Raw genomic sequence first — 21,231 nt, 5'->3', positions numbered from 1 at the left:
GACCTATTCCTCGTTACCCAACTGAATCCGATCCAGATTCAGCTCCACGGTCGCAGGCCCAATTCCAGGCACCTGCAACAATTCATGCACCGACTGGAACGGGCCATTGGCTTCACGGTAGCTAATGATGGCCTCAGCACGAGCCTGGCCCACGCCAGTGAGCGCTGCAGCTAGGGCCGCCGCATCGGCTTCGTTCACATTGACCATGGTTTGGGCCTGAGCCAGGCCTGCGCCCATTAAGAGCGAGAGGGTGAGTAAGAAAATAGCTAAGCGTTTCATCTGTGCCTCCTTGGCATTCCATGAGAAAAAACAGATCCTTGGGGTTCCTGATCCGTGGATCTGTCTTAGCGAGTCTACGCTTACTGGGGTCTGACCCCCAAATGGGGTCAAATGACCTGTTTCAGCTCATCATTGATGCTGCTCAGGACGTCCAATGGGCGTGCAGCCCTTGTAATAGGCCGACCTATGACCAAGTAGTCGGATCCATTGGCCGCTGCTTGGGCTGGGCTGACAATGCGTTTTTGATCGTCAGCGGTAGCATTTATCGGACGAATGCCCGGTGTCACTGTCAAAAATTGGCGGCCGTGAGCCGCGTGCATGCCCGCTGCTTCTTGGGCGGAACACACCACGCCATCCAAGCCAGCCTTGGCCGCCCAGTCGGCGAGAAAGCCTGCCTGTGCTGAGGCACTGCGCGCTAGACCGGAAGCATGCAGATCCGCATCGTCCATGGAGGTCAGGACGGTAACACCAATCAGCAGCGGCTTATGGGCGCCCTCATCGATGGCTGCCCGCGCTGCCTCTAACATCGCCGGGCCGCCGCTGGCATGGACATTGAGCATCCACACGCCCAAGCGCGCAGCGGCACGACATGCGCTAGCAACGGTGTTGGGGATATCATGAAATTTGAGGTCACAGAACACATCAAAGCCCTGATCTTGCAATGTTTCGATGAGGCTAGGGCCGGCGCTGACAAATAGCTCAAAGCCCACCTTTAAGCGACATAGCTCTGGACTTAACCGCTGCGCCATCGCCAGTGCCTCGGCCGCATTGGGATAATCTAGGGCCACGATTACTCTGGGACCTAAGGCACGGTTTTCCGACATGACAGTAACTCTCCCTATGAATGGTTTGATGAGGGTGGGACCGGGCTCTAATTCGGCGGCAACTTGGGCAAGACACTGTCCACGCGGGTCTGTGGCCCCTTGGTATTGGGAATCACCGTGCTCCACTGACTACAGCTGGGGCAATGCCAAAAATGCGTTTTACTGCGAAATCCACAGGTTTGGCAATGATATAAGGGGCGGTCTTCCAGAAAACGCTGCAACGCATCCACCACCCGCTCGCGCACCTCAAAGTGTCCCCCCAACCGCCTCGCACCACGATGTTTTAAGTAAGCCAGAACCAGCCTTAGCGACACATCAGCCTGATTCATTTGTTGTTCCAGAAACTGATCCAGAGCTTCCCGTTTTTGCTTTTTTAGCAGTTGTTCGATCACCGCTAAAGCTGCTGAAATAGACGTGTCGTATTCCAAGGTTTCATAAAGAAACTGTTCTAAGCCCAAATCATCGCCCAAGAACCCAAAGGCCTTACCAGCGCGCTCTAGAGCTAGGGCTGCAAAGCGACTGTCTTGTTGCAAAACGCGGCGCAAGTGATCGATGGCTTGTCGGCTATTGCCCTGTGATTGGGCGATATCCGCGAGCAGCAAGCTCGCCCGCACACAATCATGATCAAAGCTTAAGGCCCGGCGCGCATGCTCGGCGCCTCGCTCAGTTTCCGCCATGGCAAAAGCGGCTTCGCCAATCTCACAGTGGTAATGGGCAATCAGCACATTCTGCGGCTCATCAGTGACTTCAGCCAGTTGTTCACAGATGGCGATCGCTTTAGCCCACTCCTTTTCCTGCTCATGAAGGCTACGCAGCTGCGAGTAGGCTTCCGCCTTGAAATATCCCAAGGCCAACAAATCCCGAAACAGCCGTTCGGCCTCGTTGAACACACCGCCTTGCATAAAATCGCGACCCAGTTCGAGCAATGCCCCGGCGCGGTGACGGCCCTGCAGGTCTTTTTTCTCCAGCAGATTTTGGTGGATGCGAATGGCTCGGTCTACTTCACCACGACGACGATATAAGTTGCCGAGGATGAGGTGGGTCTCTACGGTATCAGGGTCCACATCAACCAAACGGATGAAGACGTCTAAGGCGCGATCGGACTGATCGGTCAATAGATAATTGAGACCATGGATATAGTCATCGGGAAATGGGGTGCGACCCCATTGGGGGGATGGGGTCGTACCCCGTTTGTGTTTTTTTTGGGCGGCCCACCAGCCGGAAGCCGCAGCTACCGGGAGGAGCAGCCAGAGCAGCCCCTCGATGCCCATGATTAGGATCCGGCGACTTCGTTCACCCGTTCGCGCAGCTCTTTGCCGGGCTTGAAGTGCGGGACGTATTTGCCGGGTAAGGCCACGGTCTCACCGGTTTTGGGATTACGGCCGGTGCGCGGTGGTCGAAAATGCAGAGAGAAGCTACCGAAACCACGAATTTCAATGCGCTCACCGCTGGCCAGAATCTGACTCATCTGTTCGAGCAGGGTCTTCACCGACAGCTCAACATCGCGATATGCCAGATGCGGCTGCTTGCGCGCCAGAATCTCTATCAATTCGGATTTGGTCATCACGTCCCCCTAGACCAAAACGGCCGGGCTGTTGCCAGCCCGGCCTACTTAGCTTGCTAGATTACTTATCGCTGCCAGCCAGTTTCTCCTTGAGGATATCCCCAAGCGAGGTCGTGGCGACAGAGGAACTGCTGTAATCCTGCATCATCTCAGCTTCATCAGCACTTTCTTTGGCCTTGATGGAAAGCATGATGGTCCGGTTCTTGCGGTCAACACCGGTGAACTTGGCTTCGATTTCCTCACCCACATTGAGCACGGTGCGGGCATCTTCAACGCGATCGCGAGACAGTTCAGAAGCGCGCAATACGCCATCCAAACCATCACCCAAATCAACGATGGCAGCCTTGGCATCGACTTCCTTAATCACCCCACGCACCACAGCGCCTTTGCTGTTTTCAGCGACGAAGTTAGAGAAGGGGTCTTTGTCCATCTGTTTGATACCCAGCGAGATACGCTCACGCTCAGGATCCACAGCCAGCACCACAGCCTCGAGCTCATCACCTTTCTTGTAGTTGCGCACGGCTTCTTCACCGGGCATGTTCCAAGACAGGTCAGACAAGTGCACCAGTCCGTCGATACCACCATCCAAGCCGACGAAAATACCGAAGTCGGTGATGGACTTGATGGTGCCAGAGACTTTCTCACCCTTGTTATGGGTGGCAGCAAACTCATCCCAAGGGTTGGGCTGACACTGTTTCATACCCAAGGAGATGCGGCGGCGCTCTTCATCGATATCAAGAATCATCACTTCGGTGTCATCACCGACGGCGACCATCTTGGCAGGGTTGAGGTTCTTGTTGGTCCAATCCATTTCAGAGACGTGCACCAGACCCTCAACGCCATCTTCGATCTCAACAAAGCAGCCGTAGTCGGTGATGTTGGTGATCTTGCCGTACATGCGCGCACCCGTGGGGTAGCGGCGGGCCAGATTTTCCCAAGGATCCTCGCCCAACTGTTTCAGGCCCAATGAGACGCGGTTGCGCTCACGGTCGAACTTGAGCACTTTGACTTCCACTTCATCGCCGATATTGACGACTTCAGAGGGGTGTTTGACGCGCTTCCAAGCCATGTCGGTGATGTGCAACAGGCCATCAATGCCGCCCAAGTCAAGGAACGCACCGTAATCGGTGAGGTTCTTGACCACGCCATTGAGGACCTGGCCTTCCTGGAGATTTTCCAGCAGAGCTTCACGCTCGGCGCTGTATTCTTTTTCGACTACGGCGCGGCGTGAGACCACCACGTTGTTGCGGCGCTGATCCAGCTTGATCAGTTTGAAATCCAGCTCTTTGCCTTCGAGGTATCCGGTATCACGTACGGGACGCACATCCACCAACGATCCGGGCAGGAACGCGCGAATATCGCCAAGCTCGACGGTAAAGCCGCCTTTGACCTTGCCGCTGATGGTGCCAGTGATGGTTTCGTTGCCTTCCATCGCCTGTTCCAAACGCACCCAAGCTTTAGCGCGCTTGGCTTTCTCACGAGACATACGGGTCTCGCCAAAACCGTCTTCGGCGGACTCCAGAGCAACTTCTACTTCATCACCGACCTGAACTTCCAGCTCGCCTTTTTCGTTATAGAACTGCTCAATGGGGATCACACCTTCGGATTTCAGACCGGCATTGACCAGTACGATGTCGTCAGTGATGTTGATAACTTTGCCAAAAAGAATGGCTCCGGGCCGCATTTGGGTGGCGGCCATGCTCTCTTCGAGCATTTGCGCAAAACTTTCGCTCATGTGATTGTTTAAACCTGCTTTTTTGGTTAAAGGCTGCAGCATCCATCTGCCCACCGGTTTGGAAAATTCGCCGCAGCTTACCTGCCGCGGCGCTCTGTTAGGCCTGCTTGCTCTGCGTGGTGCATCAGCTCGGATACCACCGCTTCGATCGATAAATCGGAGCAATCGAGTATCAGGGCATCGTCTGCGGGCTTAAGCGGCGCTATTTTACGCTCGCTGTCCCGCCGATCTCGCTCGGCAATTTCACCCAAAAGGTCGTCGATACTAGCACTAAGTCCTTGTTCCATCAACTGCTTATGGCGACGGCGGGCGCGTTCTTCAACGCTAGCGGTCAAAAACACCTTAAGCGGCGCTTGTGGAAATACCACCGTGCCCATATCGCGGCCATCAGCCACCAGACCCGGAGACTGCGCAAAGGCCCGCTGACGTTCAAGCAAAGCGGCGCGAACATCAGGCATAGCGGCCACTTGCGAGGCCAAATCCCCACAGGATTCGGTGCGCAGCTGCGTGCCAACCACCTCACCGGCCAGCAGAATCACCGGCTCACCGGCCGTGTCTTGAGTGAAGCGCGCATCCAAATTCAGCGCCACATCTGCCAGCACGGCCTCATCTAACAACGGGGTCAGACCCCGTTTTTGGGCAGCGAGCGCAACCAGGCGGTAGAGAGCGCCGCTGTCCAAAAAACTCCAGCCCAGGCGCGTGGCCAACAAGCGGCTGATCGTGCCCTTGCCTGCTCCTGCCGGCCCATCAAGGGTAATCACTGGCGCGCTTTGACTCATACGTTAATCCTCATGCACGTTTTTCAGCGGTATCAGCAGAGCTTGGCGTCTGGCTGATCTCAAGGCCCGCTGTCCGCGCCAAGGACACAAAGCCAGGGAATGAGGTGTTCACGTTGGCGCAATCGTGGATGCGGATAGGGCCACTGGCGCGCAACGCGGCCATGGCAAATGACATAGCGATACGGTGATCCCCGTGACTTTGAATGTCTCCGCCCTGCAGTTGCCCACCTTCGATAATCATGCCATCGGCGGTGGGCTGAGCATCGATGCCCAGGGCTTGCAGGCCATCAGCCATGACTTGAATACGGTCGCTTTCCTTGACCCGCAGCTCCTCTGCCCCGGTCAACACCGTGCGGCCGCGGGCACAAGCCGCCGCGATAAACACGGCAGGAAACTCATCAATGGCCAAAGGCACCAAAGCCTCGGGAATGGCGATCCCTGTTAATGGCGCCGCACGCACAACCAGATCCGCTACTGGCTCACCGCCGACTTCGCGCCTGTCGCGCAGCTCAATATCGGCGCCCATGAGCTTCAGAATATCGATGATTCCAGTGCGCGTCGGGTTAATACCGACATGCTCAAGCACCAACTCACTGCCCTCGGCGATGCTGGCACCCACCAAGAAAAAGGCGGCCGATGAGATATCGGCAGGCACATCAATAGGCGTTGCTTTGAGCGCACCGCCACCTTCGATACAGATGCGCGCGCCATCCACCTGCACGGGATAGCCAAAGCCTTGGAGCATACGCTCGGTGTGGTCGCGGGTGGGTGCAGGCTCAGCGATACAGGTCCGCCCCTTAGCGTATAAACCTGCCAGCAGCAAACAGGATTTCACCTGGGCGCTGGCCATGGGCAGCGCATAGTCCATGCCTTGAAGCTGCTGTGTGGATTTAATCTGTAGTGGCGGCCTGCCTTCCTCTGCGGTTTCAATGTGCGCACCCATCAGCGCCAGTGGCTGCGTCACACGCCGCATTGGCCGGCGACTCAAAGAGGCATCACCGTGAAGCGTGACGTCAAACCCCTGCCCAGCCAAAAGACCGGCCATGAGCCGCATGGAGGTACCCGAGTTGCCTAAATCTAAGGGCGCATTGGGCGACCGCAGACCACGCAGTCCCACACCGTCGACCACCACCCGCCCCTGCTCATCTGGCCCGTCGATATGCACACCCATAGCCCGAAAAGCGGCAATGGTCGCCAAGCAATCCTCACCAGCGAGAAAGCCTGTCACCGGGGTCTGACCCTCAGCTAAAGCACCCAGCATGATGGCGCGATGTGAGATCGACTTGTCGCCCGGCACGCGCGCAGAGCCGCTAAGGTAGCCGCCGCTATTAATAGTAAATTCAATGGGTTGTGGACTATTGTTCATAAACAGAATCGATCGCGTGCTGCCTTGGCTCGCTGAAAAATACCGAGTAACTCATCGCCATTGCCCTGCTCGATCGCGGTGGTGAGTTGTTGTAGGTCCTTCTGGTACAAAGCCATGATCTTGAGGATCGCCTCGCGATTGGCCAGACAGATGTCCCGCCACATGACCGGATCGCTAGAGGCGATGCGGGTAAAATCTTTAAAGCCGCCAGCGGCGTACCGAAAAATCTCTTCCTGCTCGCGCATCCCAGCCAAGCAATCGACTAAGCCAAACGCTAGGATGTGCGGCAGATGGCTGGTGGCGGCCAGAACCTGATCGTGCTCTTCCACCGCCATCAACTCGACTTGCGCACCGGTCAGCTCCCACAACCCGCGCACGCGGTTCACCGCTGATGGGTCGGTATGCTCCAAGGGCGTCAAGATGACGCGGCGCCCATCAAATAGGCTATCGAATGCCGCGCTGACACCACTTTTTTCGGTGCCGGCAATGGGATGCCCAGGCACGAAGCGCGGAGGTATCTCACCAAGCCCCTGGCGCACCGCTTCAATAACGCTGGCTTTGGCGCTACCGACATCGGTGAGAATCGCCTGAGGCGAGAGATGCGCTTGGATTTGTTTGCACACACTTTGCATCGCACCAAGCGGTACGGCCAAGATGACCACATCGGCATCGCGCACTGCCTCTGCGGGATCCAATGTGTAGCGATCAATGACACCCAGTTTCTTGGCTTCCGCTAGGTGATTTTCTGATCGCGAGCAGCCGATGATTTCGTGGGTCATACCCGCATGGCGCATGGCCAAGGCCCAGGACCCACCGATTAGGCCCACGCCAAAAATACTGATGCGTAATTTCACCTGCCCTGAACCTTATCCAAGGCTTTGATAAAGCGCTGATTGTCCTTAGCGGTGCCGATACTGACCCGCAGATACTGCGGCAGCCCATAACTGGCGATGGGGCGCACGATCACACCCTCGCGCAGGAGGTCCTGATAGACCTTGGCGCCATCCCCGACCTCGATGCAAAGGAAATTACCGACCGAGGGGATGTAGCGCAAATCACGCTCTGTGCAGGCTTGGGTCAGAAACGCCAGACCTTCATCATTGAGCGCCACCGAGCGCAGAATATGGTCGGCGTCTTCGAGTGAAGCGATCGCCGCCGCCTGAGCCAACATATTGGTGTTAAAGGGTTGGCGCACGCGATTAAGCATATCAGCCACCTGCGGATGTGATAGCGCAAAACCAATGCGCAGCCCAGCCAGGCCATAGATCTTCGAAAATGTGCGCGTGACAATTAAATTGGGGTATTGCTGCAGCCAAGCAATGGCATCGGGATAGTCATCATGGCCCACATATTCAGAATACGCCTCGTCCAAGACCACCAGCACATCCTCGGGCACCGAGTCCAGAAAAGCGGTCAGCGCTTGGCGCGTCAACCACGTACCGGTCGGGTTATTGGGGTTGGCGATAAAAACCAAGCGCGTAGTGGCATCAATGGCCTCGCGCAGGGCATTAAGATCATGGCCATAGGGCATGGCATGATTGGCGGCATTGGCCTTAGCGATCCGAGGTGTGGCGCCCGTGGCCATCACCGCCAGCGGGTAGACCGCAAAGGCATGCTCGGAGAACACCGCACTAAAACCTGGCGCTAAGTAGGCGCGGGCGATCAACTCAAGCACATCGTTGGAGCCATTGCCCAAGGTAACGATATCAGCGGACACGCGCAGTTTAGCGGCAATCGCCTCACGCAGCGCGAAGCCGCCGCCATCGGGATACAAGGCCAGCTCGGGCAGCATACCGGTGATGGCTTTCAGCGCCAGAGGGCTGGGGCCCAGTGGGTTTTCATTGGAGGCCAGCTTGATGCTATTACTGATTCCTAGCTCGCGCTCCAGAGTTTCAATCGGCTTACCCGGCTCGTAAGGCGAGATTTTTTGCACGCCAGCATTGGCCAGCGCTCGGTAATCACAACTCATAACACCGCCTTGGGGTACGACCCCAACACTCGTACTAGATCGGCTTGGGCGCGCAGCTCGGATAAGGCCGCGGCGACTTTGGCGTCTTGGCAATGACCTTCGATGTCGATGAAAAATACGTACTCCCAGTTGACGCAATGGGAGGGCCGCGATTCGATGCGGGTGAGACTGACATCATGAGCGGCAAAGGGCGAGAGCAGCCCATGCAGGGAGCCGGGGCGATTGTGCGCGGAGATCAAAAGCGAGGTTTTGTCCTGACCCGAGGGACCGCTGGCGCGTGGCCCGATGACCAAAAAGCGGGTGGTGTTATCCGGTGAGTCCTCGATATTGCTGGCAAGGATATTCAGCCCATATAGCTGTGCTGCCGCGGCGCTGGCGATCGCTGCGGACTGTGGATCCTTAGCGGCCTGTTTGGCGGCTTCAGCGTTACTCGCTAGCGACAGCCTCTCAGCCTGCGACAGGCGCGAATCTAACCATTCCCGACACTGCGCCAAAGACTGTTGATGGGAATACACCTTTTGGATGTCGCCCAAATCAGTGGCGTGACTCAGTAGCTGATGATGGATGCGCAGCTCGACCTCACCGCAGATTACTAAAGGTGATTGCATGAATCGATCCAAGGTATGGGTGACCACCCCTTCCGTGGAGTTCTCGATGGGCACAACCCCATAGTGAGCACTGCCGGACTCGACTTCGCGGAACACCTCTTCGATGGCCGTCATGGCACGCGTTTGTACCGAATGACCAAAGTGTTTCAAGGCGGCAGCTTGGGTGAATGTCCCCTCGGGACCTAAATAGGCCACTTCCAACTGCTGTTCTAAAGCCAGGCAGGCGGACATGATTTCGCGGAACAGGCGGGCCATTTCTTCAGCATCCAGCGGCCCGGGGTTCTCGCTGTGGATGCGTCGCAGCACTTGCGCTTCACGATCAGGCCGATAGAACTCAGCTTCAGGATCTTCATCACGCTTGATGCGCGCGACTTCCTGCGCACAATCGGCGCGCTGGCTGATAAGCTCCATAATCTGGCCATCCAGCGCGTCGATACGCTGACGAATTTTGCCCAGATTGTCCTGATCCTGACTCATTTTTAGAGCACGCGCACCTTAAGCACCCCATCAATGGCGGCGATACCGCGAGCGGCCTCCCCATCCAGATTACCCTCAACATCGATAAGATTGTACGCCACACCATTGCGGGATTCATTCACCATGTGGACGATGTTGATGCTGTTTTGTCCCAGCACATGCGAGATCTGACCAACCATATCGGGCCGATTGCTGTTGATCACTGTCAGGCGACTGCTGCCGGCGCGCGGCAGGCTCATGTCCGGGAAGTTCACTGAGTGGCGGATGTTGCCATTCTCCAGATAATCACGAATCTGATCGGCGACCATGATGGCGCAGTTCTCTTCGGCTTCTTGAGTGGATGCGCCTAGGTGCGGCAAAGCAATGACTTTAGGGTGACCTTGCAATGTGTTGCTGGGGAAATCGCAGACGTAGGTTCGCAGATGCCCTTGATTCAGGGCCTCTACCACCGCCGCTTCATCCACAATCCCCTCGCGCGCGAAGTTCAGCAGCACGGCGCCCGGCTTCATGATGCGCAGACGATCGGCGCGGATCAGATGCCGCGTGGCGTCATTGAGCGGCACATGAAAGGTCACCATATCGCTGCGCGCCAGCAAATCATCGATGCCAGCGGCCTGTTGCACACCCGAATCCAGTTGCCAGGCACGATCCACCGTCATATGGGGGTCGTACCCCAGTACGTTCATGCCGAGGGCGCGCGCGGCGTTGGCGACTTTGACGCCGATGGCACCAAGCCCCAGCACGCCCAGGGTGCGACCTGGCAATTCAAAGCCAGCGAATTTCTTTTTGCCCTCTTCGACTTGCTTATTCAGTTCAGCATCCGTTCCGGCCAAGCCGCGGGTGTAATCCCAAGCCGCGCAGATATGACGCGCCGCCAACAATATCCCAGCGAGCACCAGCTCCTTCACAGCATTGGCGTTGGCTCCTGGGGCATTGAAGACCACCACGCCTTGAGCCGTCATGGCTTCTACTGGGATATTGTTCACCCCAGCGCCCGCACGGCCAATGGCCTTGACGGTATCGGCCAGCGCCATGTCATGCATCTTAAAAGAGCGCACGACAACGGCATCGGGCTCGCGCATTTCTGAAGAGACTTCGTAGTGATCCAAAGGAAACCGACTCAGTCCCTTGGGAGAAATATTGTTCAGCGTGAGAATCTTGTACATATCAGGCCTTGCGCTGTTCAAAGTCGACCATGAAGTCGATTAAGGCATCCACACCCGCCTCGGGCATAGCATTATAAATACTGGCGCGCATACCGCCCACCGAGCGATGCCCCTTAAGGGTCATCAGCCCAGCCTGTGTGGCTTCTTTGAGGAATAGCGCATCGAGTTCGGCATCTGCCAAGGTGAAAGGCACATTCATCCATGAGCGCGCATCTTTGGCGACGGGGTTATTGTAAAACGCGGAATTATCAATGACGCGGTAAAGCTTATCGGCTTTGCGCTGGTTGATCTCCGCCATCGCCGCCAGCCCGCCCAAATCCTTCAGCCACGCAAACACCAGACCCGCCAGATACCAGGCGTAGGTCGGCGGCGTATTGGACATGGAGTCAGCATCGGCCTGCACTTGGTAATCCAAGATGCTGGGCAGGCAATCCATGGGCTGGCCCATGAGATCTTCACGCACGATGACGATGGTTAGACCAGCCGGGCCTATGTTTTTCTGAGCACCGGCATAAATGACGCCAAAGCGCGAAACGTCGATAGGCCGCGACAACAAGGTCGAGGACATATCGGCTACCAGTGGCACATCACCAGTTTCTGGGACGAAATGAAATTCGACACCGCCGATGGTTTCGTTCGGCGTGTAGTGCAAATAGGCGGCATTGGGATCACACTGCCATGAGGCGGGATCAGGGATGCTCATGAACTGATCGTCGGCGCTGCTGGCCGCGACATTGACCTCGGCATATTTCTTGGCCTCAGCGATGGCTTTTTTCGACCAAGCGCCGGTGTTGATGTAATCGGCGCTGGTTTTACCGCGCATCAGATTCATGGGCACGGCAGCAAATTGACCACTGGCGCCGCCCTGCAGAAACAAAATCTTGTAGTTGTTGGGGACCGCCAGCAAGTCGCGTAAGTCTTGCTCAGCCTTTTCGGCGATCGACACAAAGGCCTTGCCGCGGTGACTCATTTCCATCACCGACAGACCACTGCCCTGCCAATCCAGCATTTCGTCGCGAGCGCATTCTAAGACAGGCTCAGGCAGCGCCGCAGGACCGGCACTGAAATTAAACACACGGGTCATGATGCACTCCAGATCAAAGATTTGGTTTATTCAGTAGCAGGAGCCGATTCTTCTGGCTCCGCATCTTCATCGTCACCCAGCCCAGCAACCCGGGCCAGCTCCACCAACTGTTCCCCTTCAGTCAGGCGAATCAAGCGTACGCCTTGGGTATTGCGCCCCAGCACCGAGATCTGATCCACCGGGGTGCGCACCAAAGTGCCGCCATTGGTGATAAGCATCACCTCATCATCGTCAGCCACCAGGGTGGCACCCACGAGGGCCCCATTGCGACCACTCGTTTGGATGGCGATCACCCCTTGACCGCCGCGCCCATGGCGCGGGAACTCAGCGGGCACCGTGCGCTTACCGTAGCCATGTTCGGTGGCCAGCAGTACCGAGCCTTCCTCGACACAAATCAACGAGATCACCCGCTGATCGTTGCCCAAGCGAACCCCGCGCACGCCCGTGGCGGTACGCCCCATGGCGCGCACTTGGCTTTCTTCAAAGCGAATGGCTTTGCCGGCACTGGTGAGCAGCATGATGTCTTGTTCGCCGTTAGTGACTTTGACGTCGACTAAGGCGTCGTTATCACGCAGCCCCAACGCGATAATGCCGTTGGAGCGCGGGCGCGAGAAATCCACCAAAGGAGTTTTCTTCACCACGCCGCTGGCGGTGGCCATAAAGATATAACGGTCTTCGGCATATTCGCGCACAGGCAGAATGGCGTTAATGCGCTCATCTTCTTCCAGCGGCAGCAAATTCACCAGCGGTCGGCCTCGCGCCACACGACTGCCTTGGGGCAACTCGTAGACCTTGAGCCAATAGGCTTTGCCGCGACTCGAGAAACACAAAATCGTGTCATGGGTGCTAGCCACCACCAAGCGATCGATAAAGTCTTCATCGCGGAAGGTGGTCGCAGTCTTACCGCGCCCACCGCGTCGCTGCGCCCGGTAAGCAGTGACTGGTTGATATTTGGCATAACCGGCGTGAGACAGCGTCACCACCACATCTTCTTCGGTGATGAGATCTTCTAATGTGAGATCCATTTGGTGGGCGACGATCTCCGTGCGCCGCTCATCGCCGTATTGATCGCGCATGGCCACCAGTTCATCGCGGATCACTTCCATGAGCCGATCGGGATTGCCTAGAATTTCGAGCAATGCTTCAATTTTATCCAGCAATTCACTGAATTCATTTAGGATCTTTTCTTGCTCTAAGCCGGTTAAACGATGCAAACGCAAATCCAAAATGGCCTGCGCTTGGGCTTCGGAGAGACGATAACGGCCCTCGATGAGGCCATACTCATCCCCCAGATCTTCGGGGCGTGAGGCGCGGGCACCCGCCCGTTCCAACATTTCATTCACGACACCTGGGGCCCAAGTGGCGTCCAACAAAGCCTGTTTGGCTTCGGCAGGGCTGCCCGAGGCCTTGATCAGGGCGATCACCGGATCGATGTTGGCCAACGCGACAGCAAGACCTTCGAGTACGTGCGCGCGCTCTCGAGCTTTGCGCAGTTCAAAAATCGTGCGGCGCGTGACGACTTCGCGGCGGTGCTTGATAAAGGCTTGGAGTATTTGCTTGAGATTCAGCAGCTTGGGCTGACCGTCCTCCAGCGCCACCATGTTGATGCCAAACACATTTTGCATCTGTGTCTGAAGATATAGATTATTCAGCAGCACCTCGGGCACTTCACCACGCTTGAGCTCAATCACCATGCGCATGCCGTCTTTGTCGGACTCATCGCGCAGTTCACTGATGCCCTCAAGTTTCTTTTCCTTAACCAGCTCGGCGATGCGCTCGAGCAGGCGGGCTTTATTGACCTGATAGGGTAGCTCGGTGACAACAATGGTCTGGCGGCCGGTGCTGTCGTCGGTTTCGACATGCGAGCGGGCGCGCAGATAAATGCGGCCACGGCCCGTGCGGTAGGCTTCGTGGATGCCGCGCTCGCCATTGATCATCGCCGCGGTGGGGAAATCAGGACCAGGCAGGTGCTCCATCAGGCCAGCGATATCCAATGCCGGATCATCAATCAAGGCGACGGTGGCGTTGATAACCTCGGTGAGATTATGAGGCGGGATGTTGGTGGCCATACCCACCGCGATACCGGCAGCGCCATTGATCAAAAGGCCAGGCAGCTGAGTGGGGAATACCGAGGGTTCGCTCTCGGACCCATCATAGTTGTCGACAAAATCGACGGTTTCCTTTTCGATATCGGCCAAATACTCATGGGCGATGCGCGCCATACGCACTTCGGTATAACGCATGGCGGCGGGGGCGTCGCCGTCCACCGAACCAAAGTTACCCTGACCGTCGACCAACATGTAACGCATGGAGAAAGGCTGAGCCATACGCACGATCGTGTCGTACACGGCGGTGTCGCCATGAGGATGGTATTTACCGATCACATCACCGACCACGCGGGCCGATTTCTTGTAAGGCTTGTTCCAGTCATTACCGAGCTCGCGCATGGCGAAAAGCACGCGGCGATGCACGGGTTTCATGCCATCCCGCACATCCGGAAGGGCGCGGCCGATGATGACACTCATGGCGTAGTCCAAGTAGGACTGACGCATCTCGTCTTCTAAATTGACGGGTAAAACTTCGCGGGCGAAATCGACCATTCAGGCTCTTATTTTGGGCTGGGTGAGTGGTGAGCAAATTTAACCGGGAAAGGATACCACAAACCGATGCCCACTGCCCCTGTCAGGAAAGATAAGGGAAGGCTTAGGATTTCATCAGATTTTGCATCTTTTCCCGGGTCGGCTCGGTGACCACGCCCTTCTCGGTGACAATGGCATCGATCAGGCTGGCCGGCGTGACATCAAAGGAGGGATTCCAGGCCTGTGCACCGCGTGCCGCCACACGCTGACCACCCAGCTCTAAGACCTCATCGGCGCTGCGCTGCTCGATGGGAATGGCATCGCCATCGGCGGCTTGCATATCAATGGTGGTGGTGGGCGCTACCACCATGAACTTAACGCCATGATGACGCGCTGCAACGGCTAGAGAATAGGTGCCAATTTTATTGGCGGCATCGCCATTAGCAGCAATACGATCCGCGCCGACAATCGCCCATGACACCCGCCCCTCACGCATCAAACTGGCGGCGGCTCCTTCACACAGGAGACACACCGGGATCTCATCTTGCACCAGCTCCCAAGCAGTCAGCCGCGCGCCTTGCAGCCAGGGCCGGGTTTCATCAGCAAAAACAGTTTGGATGTGACCCGCAGCATAGGCGCTGCGAATCACGCCCAAGGCGGTGCCGTAACCGCCGGTGGCCAGTGAGCCGGTATTGCAATGCGTTAGGACATCACGCCCGCCTTGGATTAAGGCCGCGCCGAGCTCGCCCATGCGGCGATTGGCGGCGATGTCCTCTTCGTGGATACGCGTCGCTGCCTCTAATAGCAGCGCTTCAGGATCCTGACCCTTGGGAATGGCCGCGCAGTGCTCGCGCATGACGTCAATGGCCCAAAACAAATTGACGGCGGTTGGGCGGGCCTGCGCTAGGGTCTCTACATCCTCTTGCATGTGCGCCAACCAGTTCTCGCGGTAACGCGCATAGGCCTGACGCGCGGCCAGAACAACGGCATAGGCGGCAGTCACACCAATCGCCGGCGCACCGCGCACCGCCATGTCCCGAATCGCTGCGGCCGTGTCTTTGGCGGTGTGCAAATCGAGGTAGCGGGTTTCCTGCGGCAGCCAGCGCTGATCCAGCAGGCGTAGGTGATGATCTTGCCAGATGATGGCGCGAATGGAGTCATGGGCGTGATTTTTCATGGGCGCATTGTAGGCATCCATTGGCTTTCTGACCAGAACTTATGGGCGCTTGTCAGGCGCGGGCGTGGGGGTTATCTTGCTGAGCATGAAAACCGTGGATTTGATGCTGTCAGCGCGCTGGGTGGTGCCGATCGAGCCTTCGGGTGCGGTTCTAGAAAACCACAGCCTGGTGATCCACGATGGACGCATTGTGGCGCTCGTACCGACCGACCAAGCGTTGACGCAATTTCAACCCGCGGAGCACCAGCAGTTTGTGGAGCATGCGCTCATGCCGGGGTTGGTGAATGCCCATACGCATTCGCCAATGACCTTGCTGCGCGGGGTGGCTGATGACATGCCTTTATACGAATGGCTGCAGCAGCATATTTGGCCGATGGAAGCGCGCCATGTCAGCGAGGAATTTGCGCATGATGGGAGCCTTTTGGCGTTAGCGGAACAGCTGCGTGGCGGCACGACTTGTTTTAATGACATGTACTTCTTCCCGGAAGTCACTGCCAAGGTGACCACCCAAGCGGGGATGCGCGGATCGATTGGCTTGCTCCTGATCGACTTTGCCAGCGCCTGGGCTTCGGATGCCAATGAGTACATTCAGAAAGGTTTGGATCTTTATGACAGCAACAAAACAGAGCCCTTGTTGAGCTTTTGTTTTGCGCCCCATGCGCCCTACTCCGTGTCGGAAGACAATCTTCGTCGAATCAAGGTTTTAGCGGATGAACTTGATCTTCCTATTCATATGCATGTGCATGAAACAGCGCAGGAAGTGAATGAGTTTCAGGCGCGCTTTGGCATGCGGCCGCTGGAGAAGCTGGCACAACTGGGAATCAGTGGACCGAATTTCTTGGCGGTGCATATGACACAGCTTACCGATGCGGAAATCGATTTTCTCGCCGAGTCTGGGACGCATGTGCTGCATTGCCCGGAGGCGTCGCTGAAGCTGGCTTCGGGCTTTTGTCCGGTGCATCGCTTGCAGGAGGCTGGAGTGAATGTCGCCATCGGCACCGACGGCACGGCGAGCAATAATGATTTGGATATGTTTGGCGAAATGCGCACGGCGGCTCTGCTGGGTAAGGGCGTGAGCGGTAATGCCGCGGCTTTGCCTGCTGAGACGACGCTGCGCATGGCGACTTTGAACAGTGCAGTGGCCTTGGGATTGGCAGATGAGATTGGCTCGCTGGTGCCGGGCAAGGCCGCCGATGTGATTGCCGTGGATTTATCGGAGCTGGAAAGTCAGCCGATGACCAGCCCCATCTCGCACTTGGTCTATGCCGTGGGTCGTCATCAGGTCAGTGATGTTTGGGTGGCTGGGCGCCAGCTGCTGCGTCAGCGGCGATTAACCAGCATTGATGAAGCTGACCTGCGTGCGCGTATTATAGAGTGGCAAAAACGCATCGCCGCAGCGCGGCATTAAGCGATTAGGGACTTTTAAGCTATGGCACAAACGCAAGCAAATGTGGATGCCGGCGAGATCGCCAAGTTCGATGAGATGGCGCATCGTTGGTGGGATCCTCAGGGCGAGTATCGGCCTTTGCATGAGATCAATCCGCTGCGCCTGGATTACATCGAGAGCCGTGTGGGTGCTTTGGAAGGCCTGCAGGTTTTGGATGTGGGCTGTGGCGGCGGGCTGCTCAGCGAGGGCTTGGCGCGGCGCGGTGCGCATGTGACGGGCATTGATCTGGGTGAGAATGCTTTGGATGTGGCGCGCATGCATTTATTTGAATCGGGGCTTGAGGTGGATTATCAGCTGCGCTCGGCTGAGGATATGGCGGTGGCCAAGCCAGGGCAGTTTGATGTGGTCACCTGTATGGAGATGCTGGAGCATGTGCCCGATCCCGGCTCGGTGCTGACGGCCTGTGCGCAGCTATTAAAGCCCGGTGGACATTTGGTGGTAGCGACCTTGAACCGCACACCCAAGGCTTTTGCGCTGGCGATTGTCGGCGCCGAGTATGTTTTGCGTTGGTTGCCACGCGGCACGCATGAGTATGCACGCTTCATCCGCCCCTCTGAGATGGAGGCGTGGATGCGCGCGGCCGACTTGCGCATGCGGGATTTGATGGGGCTGCACTATGACCCCTTAGCGCGGCGTTATCATTTGGGTCCCGGCGTGGATGTAAACTATCTCGCGCACGCGGTTCGGGATTAGGCCTTGGCCAGTGTTCTGTTTGATTTGGATGGGACTTTAGCCGATACGGCGCCGGATCTTTGGCAGACCTTGGTGGTTCTGCAACAAGAACAGGGTCTGACCCCATTGCCTTTTGAGGCGGTGCGCAATCATGTCTCGCACGGCTCTGGCGCCATGGTGCGCCTGGGTTTTCCGGGGATTGATACGACACATTTTGACGCCTTGGTAGCCCGGTTTTTGGAGATTTATGCTGAGAATCTGCATGTCCATAGCCGTTTGTTTGACGGTATGGATCGGCTCTTGGATGACATCGAGGCCAGTGGTTTAAGTTGGGGTGTGGTGACCAATAAGCCCGGCTGGCTGACCGATCCCCTGCTCAAGTCGATGGGCTTATATGATCGCGCTGCCACCGTCATCTCTGGCGATACGACAGCCGAGCGCAAGCCGCACCCTCTGCCGCTGCTTTTTGCCTGTGAGCAAGCCGGCGTGTCTCCCGAGGCTTGCGTCTATGTGGGTGATGCGGAACGCGACATCGCCGCTGGCCGCGCAGCCGGCATGCGCACCCTGATTGCCGCCTACGGCTACATCGACCCCGCGCAAACCCCCAACACCTGGGGCGCCGACGACTTCGTCGCATCACCCCCGGAGATCTTCGACAAAGGGGTACGACCCCTTTTGGAGAGATGGGGTCAGACCCCACTGTGATGAGCGGTGAAATGCTTTTGTTGGCGGCGGCGATGTTGGTCTTGGGCCTGTCGCTGGGGATGCTCTTGGTTTATTGGCAGCTGCAGCGGCGTATGCGCGATCAGTTCGCGCAGATGGCCACCGAGGTGCTCAAAGACTCTCGCCAAGAAGCCCGCAGCGAGCAGGAGCAACGCCAGCAGGCTATTCAGAGCTTATTGGACCCCATCAAGCAGGCCTTAGAGAAAACCGAGCAGCAGGTCAGCGCCATGGAAAAGGCGCGCAGCGAGGCGTTTGGTGGCTTGAACGAACAGATTCGGCAGATGGCTCAGGACCATCAGCGGCTGCAGCAGGAGACCAATAAGCTGGTGCAAGCGCTATCGCGGCCAACGGTGCGGGGTCAATGGGGTCAGCTGAGCTTGCGCCGCTTAGCGGAGTTGGCGGGGCTAGTGGAGCATTGTGATTTTTCTGAAGAGGTCTCGATTAACACCGAGGATGGGCGTCTGCGGCCCGATATGATTGTTCGCCTGCCCAATGAGCGCATGCTGATTGTCGATGTGAAAACGCCGATGGATTCCTTTTTGGCGGCTATGGATGCCACCAGCAAGGAGGCTCGGGAGGACGCCTTGCTGCGTCATGCGCGCAAGCTTCGCGAGCGGGTTAAAGAGCTAGCGGGCAAGGCTTATTGGGCGCAGTTTGAGCAGGCGCCGGATTTTGTGATTTTGTTTGTGCCGGGCGATAACCTGTTGTCGTCTGCGCTGGAGAAGGACCCGGATCTGTTGGAATACGCCTTGTCACAGCGGGTCATTTTGGCCACGCCGGCGAGCTTGGTGGCTTTGATGCGGGCGGTGGCTTACGGCTGGCGCCAGGAGGCACTGACCCGCAACGCCGAACAAATTCGCGAACTGGGTCAGCAACTGCATCAGCGCCTGGCCACGTTCACCGAACACCTCACCCGCCTTGGCAGCCACATCGGCAGCACCGTCACCCACTACAACAAGGCCGTGGGCTCTTTGGAGTCTCAAGTCATGCCCAGCGCGCGGCGCTTCACCGAGCTGGGCGTGCCCGAAACCAAGCCGCTGGAGCGGCCCGCCTCGGTCGACCACACCCCGCGCAGCTAAAAAAGGGGACTAAAAAAGGGGACAGTCCCCAAAAAAGGGGGACAGTCCCCTTTTTTAGCTGTCCCCTTTTTTAGCTTAGGCGTTGGCGCAAGTCCAAAAGGTGTGCGAAGAGCCCGCACAGCAGCCAAAAGGCGATGGACGGCCAATCGGCGCCTACCAAAGCAGCGCGCACGGCCAGCATCAAAGCCATACCAGAGAGCAGGATGGGCAGAATCACGCGCGGCGCTAAGCCTTTACCCGTGCGCCGATGCCACAGCCACAGTAGCGCCGCCTCCAGCCACATCAAGAGGATGATGACATCGATGATGCGGCCGCTGGCGAATGCTTCGGTCATCGCTTAGAGCGGGGTACGACCCCAAATGGGGTCTGACCCCATTTGGGGTCGTACCCCGTTTTTAGACGCGGGAGAGGCCAAGCAGGTGGCCCATGTCTTTGAAGAAGATGCGGACGTGGGCCAGGGGTCGGGTGCGCACCAGCTTTTTGTACATGTAGGATTGCCAGGTGAGCTCTTGGATGTCCTTGTCGCGACAGAGGCTGACGAAACGCTCGCGGCGTTTGTCGTTGGTGTACCAAAAACGTTGCATGATGCCGAGCACCCAAAAGACCTTGCCGTGGGCCTTCATAAAGCGCTTGCGCGCCAGACGCAGTGCAGCGGGTTTGCCGGAATGCAGGAATTCCGCCACCGCCTCCCCCGCCAGACGCCCGCCGGTCATGGCGTAAAAAATGCCCTCCCCCGAGGCGGGAGCGACAACGCCAGCGGCATCACCCGCCAGCACCAGATCCTTGCCGTTATCCCAGCATTTCATGGGGTACAGCGGAATGGGCGCCCCTTCGCAGCGAAGGGTCTCGCTGGCATCCAAACCAGAGTCTTTACGCAACTCCGCCACTGCGCCCTTTAACGAAAAACCCTTGACGGCCGAACCGACACCCACACTCACGGTATCGCCGTGCGGAAACACCCACGCATAGAAATCTGGGGAAAGCTTACCTTGGTAGTACACATCGCAGCGCTCGCCATGGTACTCAGCGCTGTTGGCCGCCGGCTTGCGGATAATCTCGTGATAAGCCGCGACATAAGGAATTTTGTCGGCGCCGGGCACATTCTGACGGGCCACCGCGGAGCGCGCACCATCGGCCCCGATCAAGGAACGCGCGCCGACCTGCACTTCTGCGCCGTCTTCATCTTTATAAACCACAATGGCACGACCCTCAGCATCGCGATCCAGCCGCAGATAAGAGCCTTTGCGGCGTTCCGCGCCATTGCTGGCCGCCCGATTACGCAGCCATTCATCAAAGTGCTCGCGATCCACCATGCCGACATAGCCGCCATCGATGGGCATGTCGACTTTCTTATTCGCGGGAGAGAACATGCAGGCACTGCGGATGCGTGCCACCAGAACCGAGTCCGGCAAATCGAATTCGGTCATGGTCACCGGCGGGATTGCTCCGCCGCAGGGCTTGATGCGCCCGCCACGATCCAACAACAAAACCCGGTGATTTTTCAAAGCCAAATCATTAGCAGCGGTTGCGCCAGCTGGTCCGCCGCCAATCACCACCACATCATAAGTTTCCATCGGATCGCTCACTTGCCGTGCATCGTGGATGTCATAACCCCAAGCTTAGCAGGCGTTTTGTGGCGACAATGATGATCCGGCGCAGGACTTGGGCCGAAGTGGGATCAGCCTCAATGGCTTGAAGACGCC

General features: G+C 57.4%; 20 protein-coding genes. 4 read left to right on the top strand and 16 right to left on the bottom strand.

Annotated elements, in window-relative coordinates; all coding sequences use genetic code 11:
• Positions 1-3 precede the first annotated feature (3 nt).
• The 14 genes from CKX93_RS08780 to mtnA form a co-directional block, all read right to left on the bottom strand.
• Positions 4-279: a ComEA family DNA-binding protein gene (locus tag CKX93_RS08780; protein ID WP_076753920.1), complete on the bottom strand. Its 276-nt coding sequence runs from the start codon at positions 277-279 to the stop codon at positions 4-6.
• 107 nt (positions 280-386) lie between these two features.
• Positions 387-1,103: an orotidine-5'-phosphate decarboxylase gene (gene pyrF, locus CKX93_RS08775; RefSeq protein ID WP_076753918.1), complete on the bottom strand. Its 717-nt coding sequence runs from the start codon at positions 1,101-1,103 to the stop codon at positions 387-389.
• A 47-nt stretch (positions 1,104-1,150) separates the two neighbouring features.
• Positions 1,151-2,374: a lipopolysaccharide assembly protein LapB gene (lapB, locus tag CKX93_RS08770; RefSeq protein ID WP_076753916.1), complete on the bottom strand. Its 1,224-nt coding sequence runs from the start codon at positions 2,372-2,374 to the stop codon at positions 1,151-1,153.
• A gap of 2 nt (positions 2,375-2,376) precedes the next feature.
• On the bottom strand, positions 2,377-2,667 hold the full coding sequence (locus CKX93_RS08765; RefSeq protein ID WP_076753914.1) for an integration host factor subunit beta: 291 nt from the start codon (positions 2,665-2,667) through the stop codon (positions 2,377-2,379).
• 61 nt (positions 2,668-2,728) lie between these two features.
• Entirely contained in the window at positions 2,729-4,402 is a 1,674-nt protein-coding gene (gene rpsA / locus CKX93_RS08760) for a 30S ribosomal protein S1 (RefSeq protein WP_076755120.1), read from the bottom strand.
• 77 nt (positions 4,403-4,479) lie between these two features.
• Positions 4,480-5,181 carry a (d)CMP kinase gene (gene cmk / locus CKX93_RS08755; protein ID WP_076753912.1) on the bottom strand — a complete coding sequence of 234 codons (702 nt, stop codon included), beginning with the start codon at positions 5,179-5,181 and terminating at the stop codon, positions 4,480-4,482.
• A gap of 10 nt (positions 5,182-5,191) precedes the next feature.
• On the bottom strand, positions 5,192-6,547 hold the full coding sequence (gene aroA, locus CKX93_RS08750; protein WP_076753898.1) for a 3-phosphoshikimate 1-carboxyvinyltransferase: 1,356 nt from the start codon (positions 6,545-6,547) through the stop codon (positions 5,192-5,194).
• On the bottom strand, positions 6,544-7,401 hold the full coding sequence (locus tag CKX93_RS08745) for a prephenate dehydrogenase (protein WP_084178556.1): 858 nt from the start codon (positions 7,399-7,401) through the stop codon (positions 6,544-6,546). Before CKX93_RS08745 ends, aroA begins: the two co-directional genes overlap by 4 nt.
• Complete coding sequence (hisC, locus tag CKX93_RS08740; protein ID WP_076753896.1) at positions 7,398-8,516, bottom strand: histidinol-phosphate transaminase; 1,119 nt, start codon at positions 8,514-8,516, stop codon at positions 7,398-7,400. Before hisC ends, CKX93_RS08745 begins: the two co-directional genes overlap by 4 nt.
• A complete protein-coding gene (gene pheA, locus CKX93_RS08735; RefSeq protein WP_076753894.1) occupies positions 8,513-9,601 on the bottom strand; it encodes a prephenate dehydratase in 1,089 nt (362 codons plus the stop codon). The genes hisC and pheA overlap by 4 nt, the downstream gene beginning before the upstream one ends.
• A gap of 2 nt (positions 9,602-9,603) precedes the next feature.
• Positions 9,604-10,767 carry a 3-phosphoglycerate dehydrogenase family protein gene (locus CKX93_RS08730; protein ID WP_076753892.1) on the bottom strand — a complete coding sequence of 388 codons (1,164 nt, stop codon included), beginning with the start codon at positions 10,765-10,767 and terminating at the stop codon, positions 9,604-9,606.
• Between the two features lies 1 nt (position 10,768).
• Positions 10,769-11,851: a 3-phosphoserine/phosphohydroxythreonine transaminase gene (gene serC, locus CKX93_RS08725; protein ID WP_076753890.1), complete on the bottom strand. Its 1,083-nt coding sequence runs from the start codon at positions 11,849-11,851 to the stop codon at positions 10,769-10,771.
• A gap of 26 nt (positions 11,852-11,877) precedes the next feature.
• A complete protein-coding gene (gene gyrA / locus CKX93_RS08720) occupies positions 11,878-14,451 on the bottom strand; it encodes a DNA gyrase subunit A (RefSeq protein ID WP_076753888.1) in 2,574 nt (857 codons plus the stop codon).
• A 103-nt stretch (positions 14,452-14,554) separates the two neighbouring features.
• Positions 14,555-15,607 (bottom strand): S-methyl-5-thioribose-1-phosphate isomerase, encoded by a 1,053-nt coding sequence (gene mtnA, locus CKX93_RS08715; protein ID WP_076755117.1) that lies wholly within the window; start codon positions 15,605-15,607, stop codon positions 14,555-14,557.
• A gap of 85 nt (positions 15,608-15,692) precedes the next feature.
• On the opposite strand from mtnA, the gene CKX93_RS08710 reads away from it, so the two are divergent.
• Genes CKX93_RS08710 through CKX93_RS08695 form a run of 4 tightly spaced genes read left to right on the top strand, consistent with a single transcriptional unit; the run spans position 15,693 to position 19,528 of the window.
• Positions 15,693-17,015 (top strand): TRZ/ATZ family hydrolase, encoded by a 1,323-nt coding sequence (locus tag CKX93_RS08710; RefSeq protein ID WP_076755115.1) that lies wholly within the window; start codon positions 15,693-15,695, stop codon positions 17,013-17,015.
• A gap of 21 nt (positions 17,016-17,036) precedes the next feature.
• Complete coding sequence (gene ubiG, locus CKX93_RS08705; protein ID WP_076753886.1) at positions 17,037-17,747, top strand: bifunctional 2-polyprenyl-6-hydroxyphenol methylase/3-demethylubiquinol 3-O-methyltransferase UbiG; 711 nt, start codon at positions 17,037-17,039, stop codon at positions 17,745-17,747.
• Between the two features lie 3 nt (positions 17,748-17,750).
• On the top strand, positions 17,751-18,431 hold the full coding sequence (locus CKX93_RS08700; protein ID WP_076753884.1) for an HAD family hydrolase: 681 nt from the start codon (positions 17,751-17,753) through the stop codon (positions 18,429-18,431).
• Entirely contained in the window at positions 18,431-19,528 is a 1,098-nt protein-coding gene (locus tag CKX93_RS08695; protein ID WP_143339884.1) for a DNA recombination protein RmuC, read from the top strand. The genes CKX93_RS08700 and CKX93_RS08695 overlap by 1 nt, the downstream gene beginning before the upstream one ends.
• Before the next feature lie 70 nt (positions 19,529-19,598).
• Here the strand turns inward: CKX93_RS08695 and CKX93_RS08690 are convergent, their stop codons facing one another.
• Both CKX93_RS08690 and CKX93_RS08685 read right to left on the bottom strand, forming a co-directional pair.
• Positions 19,599-19,862, bottom strand: coding sequence for a hypothetical protein (locus CKX93_RS08690; protein WP_076753880.1), 264 nt, complete (start codon positions 19,860-19,862; stop codon positions 19,599-19,601).
• 61 nt (positions 19,863-19,923) lie between these two features.
• Entirely contained in the window at positions 19,924-21,102 is a 1,179-nt protein-coding gene (locus CKX93_RS08685) for a geranylgeranyl diphosphate reductase (RefSeq protein ID WP_076755113.1), read from the bottom strand.
• Positions 21,103-21,231 lie beyond the last annotated feature (129 nt).

Source organism: Ectothiorhodosinus mongolicus (assembly GCF_022406875.1).
Taxonomy (GTDB): Bacteria; Pseudomonadota; Gammaproteobacteria; order Ectothiorhodospirales; family Ectothiorhodospiraceae; genus Ectothiorhodospira; species Ectothiorhodospira mongolica.
The sequence above is the reverse complement of the archived record's forward strand: the minus strand, read 5'-3'. Positions and strand labels throughout refer to the sequence as shown.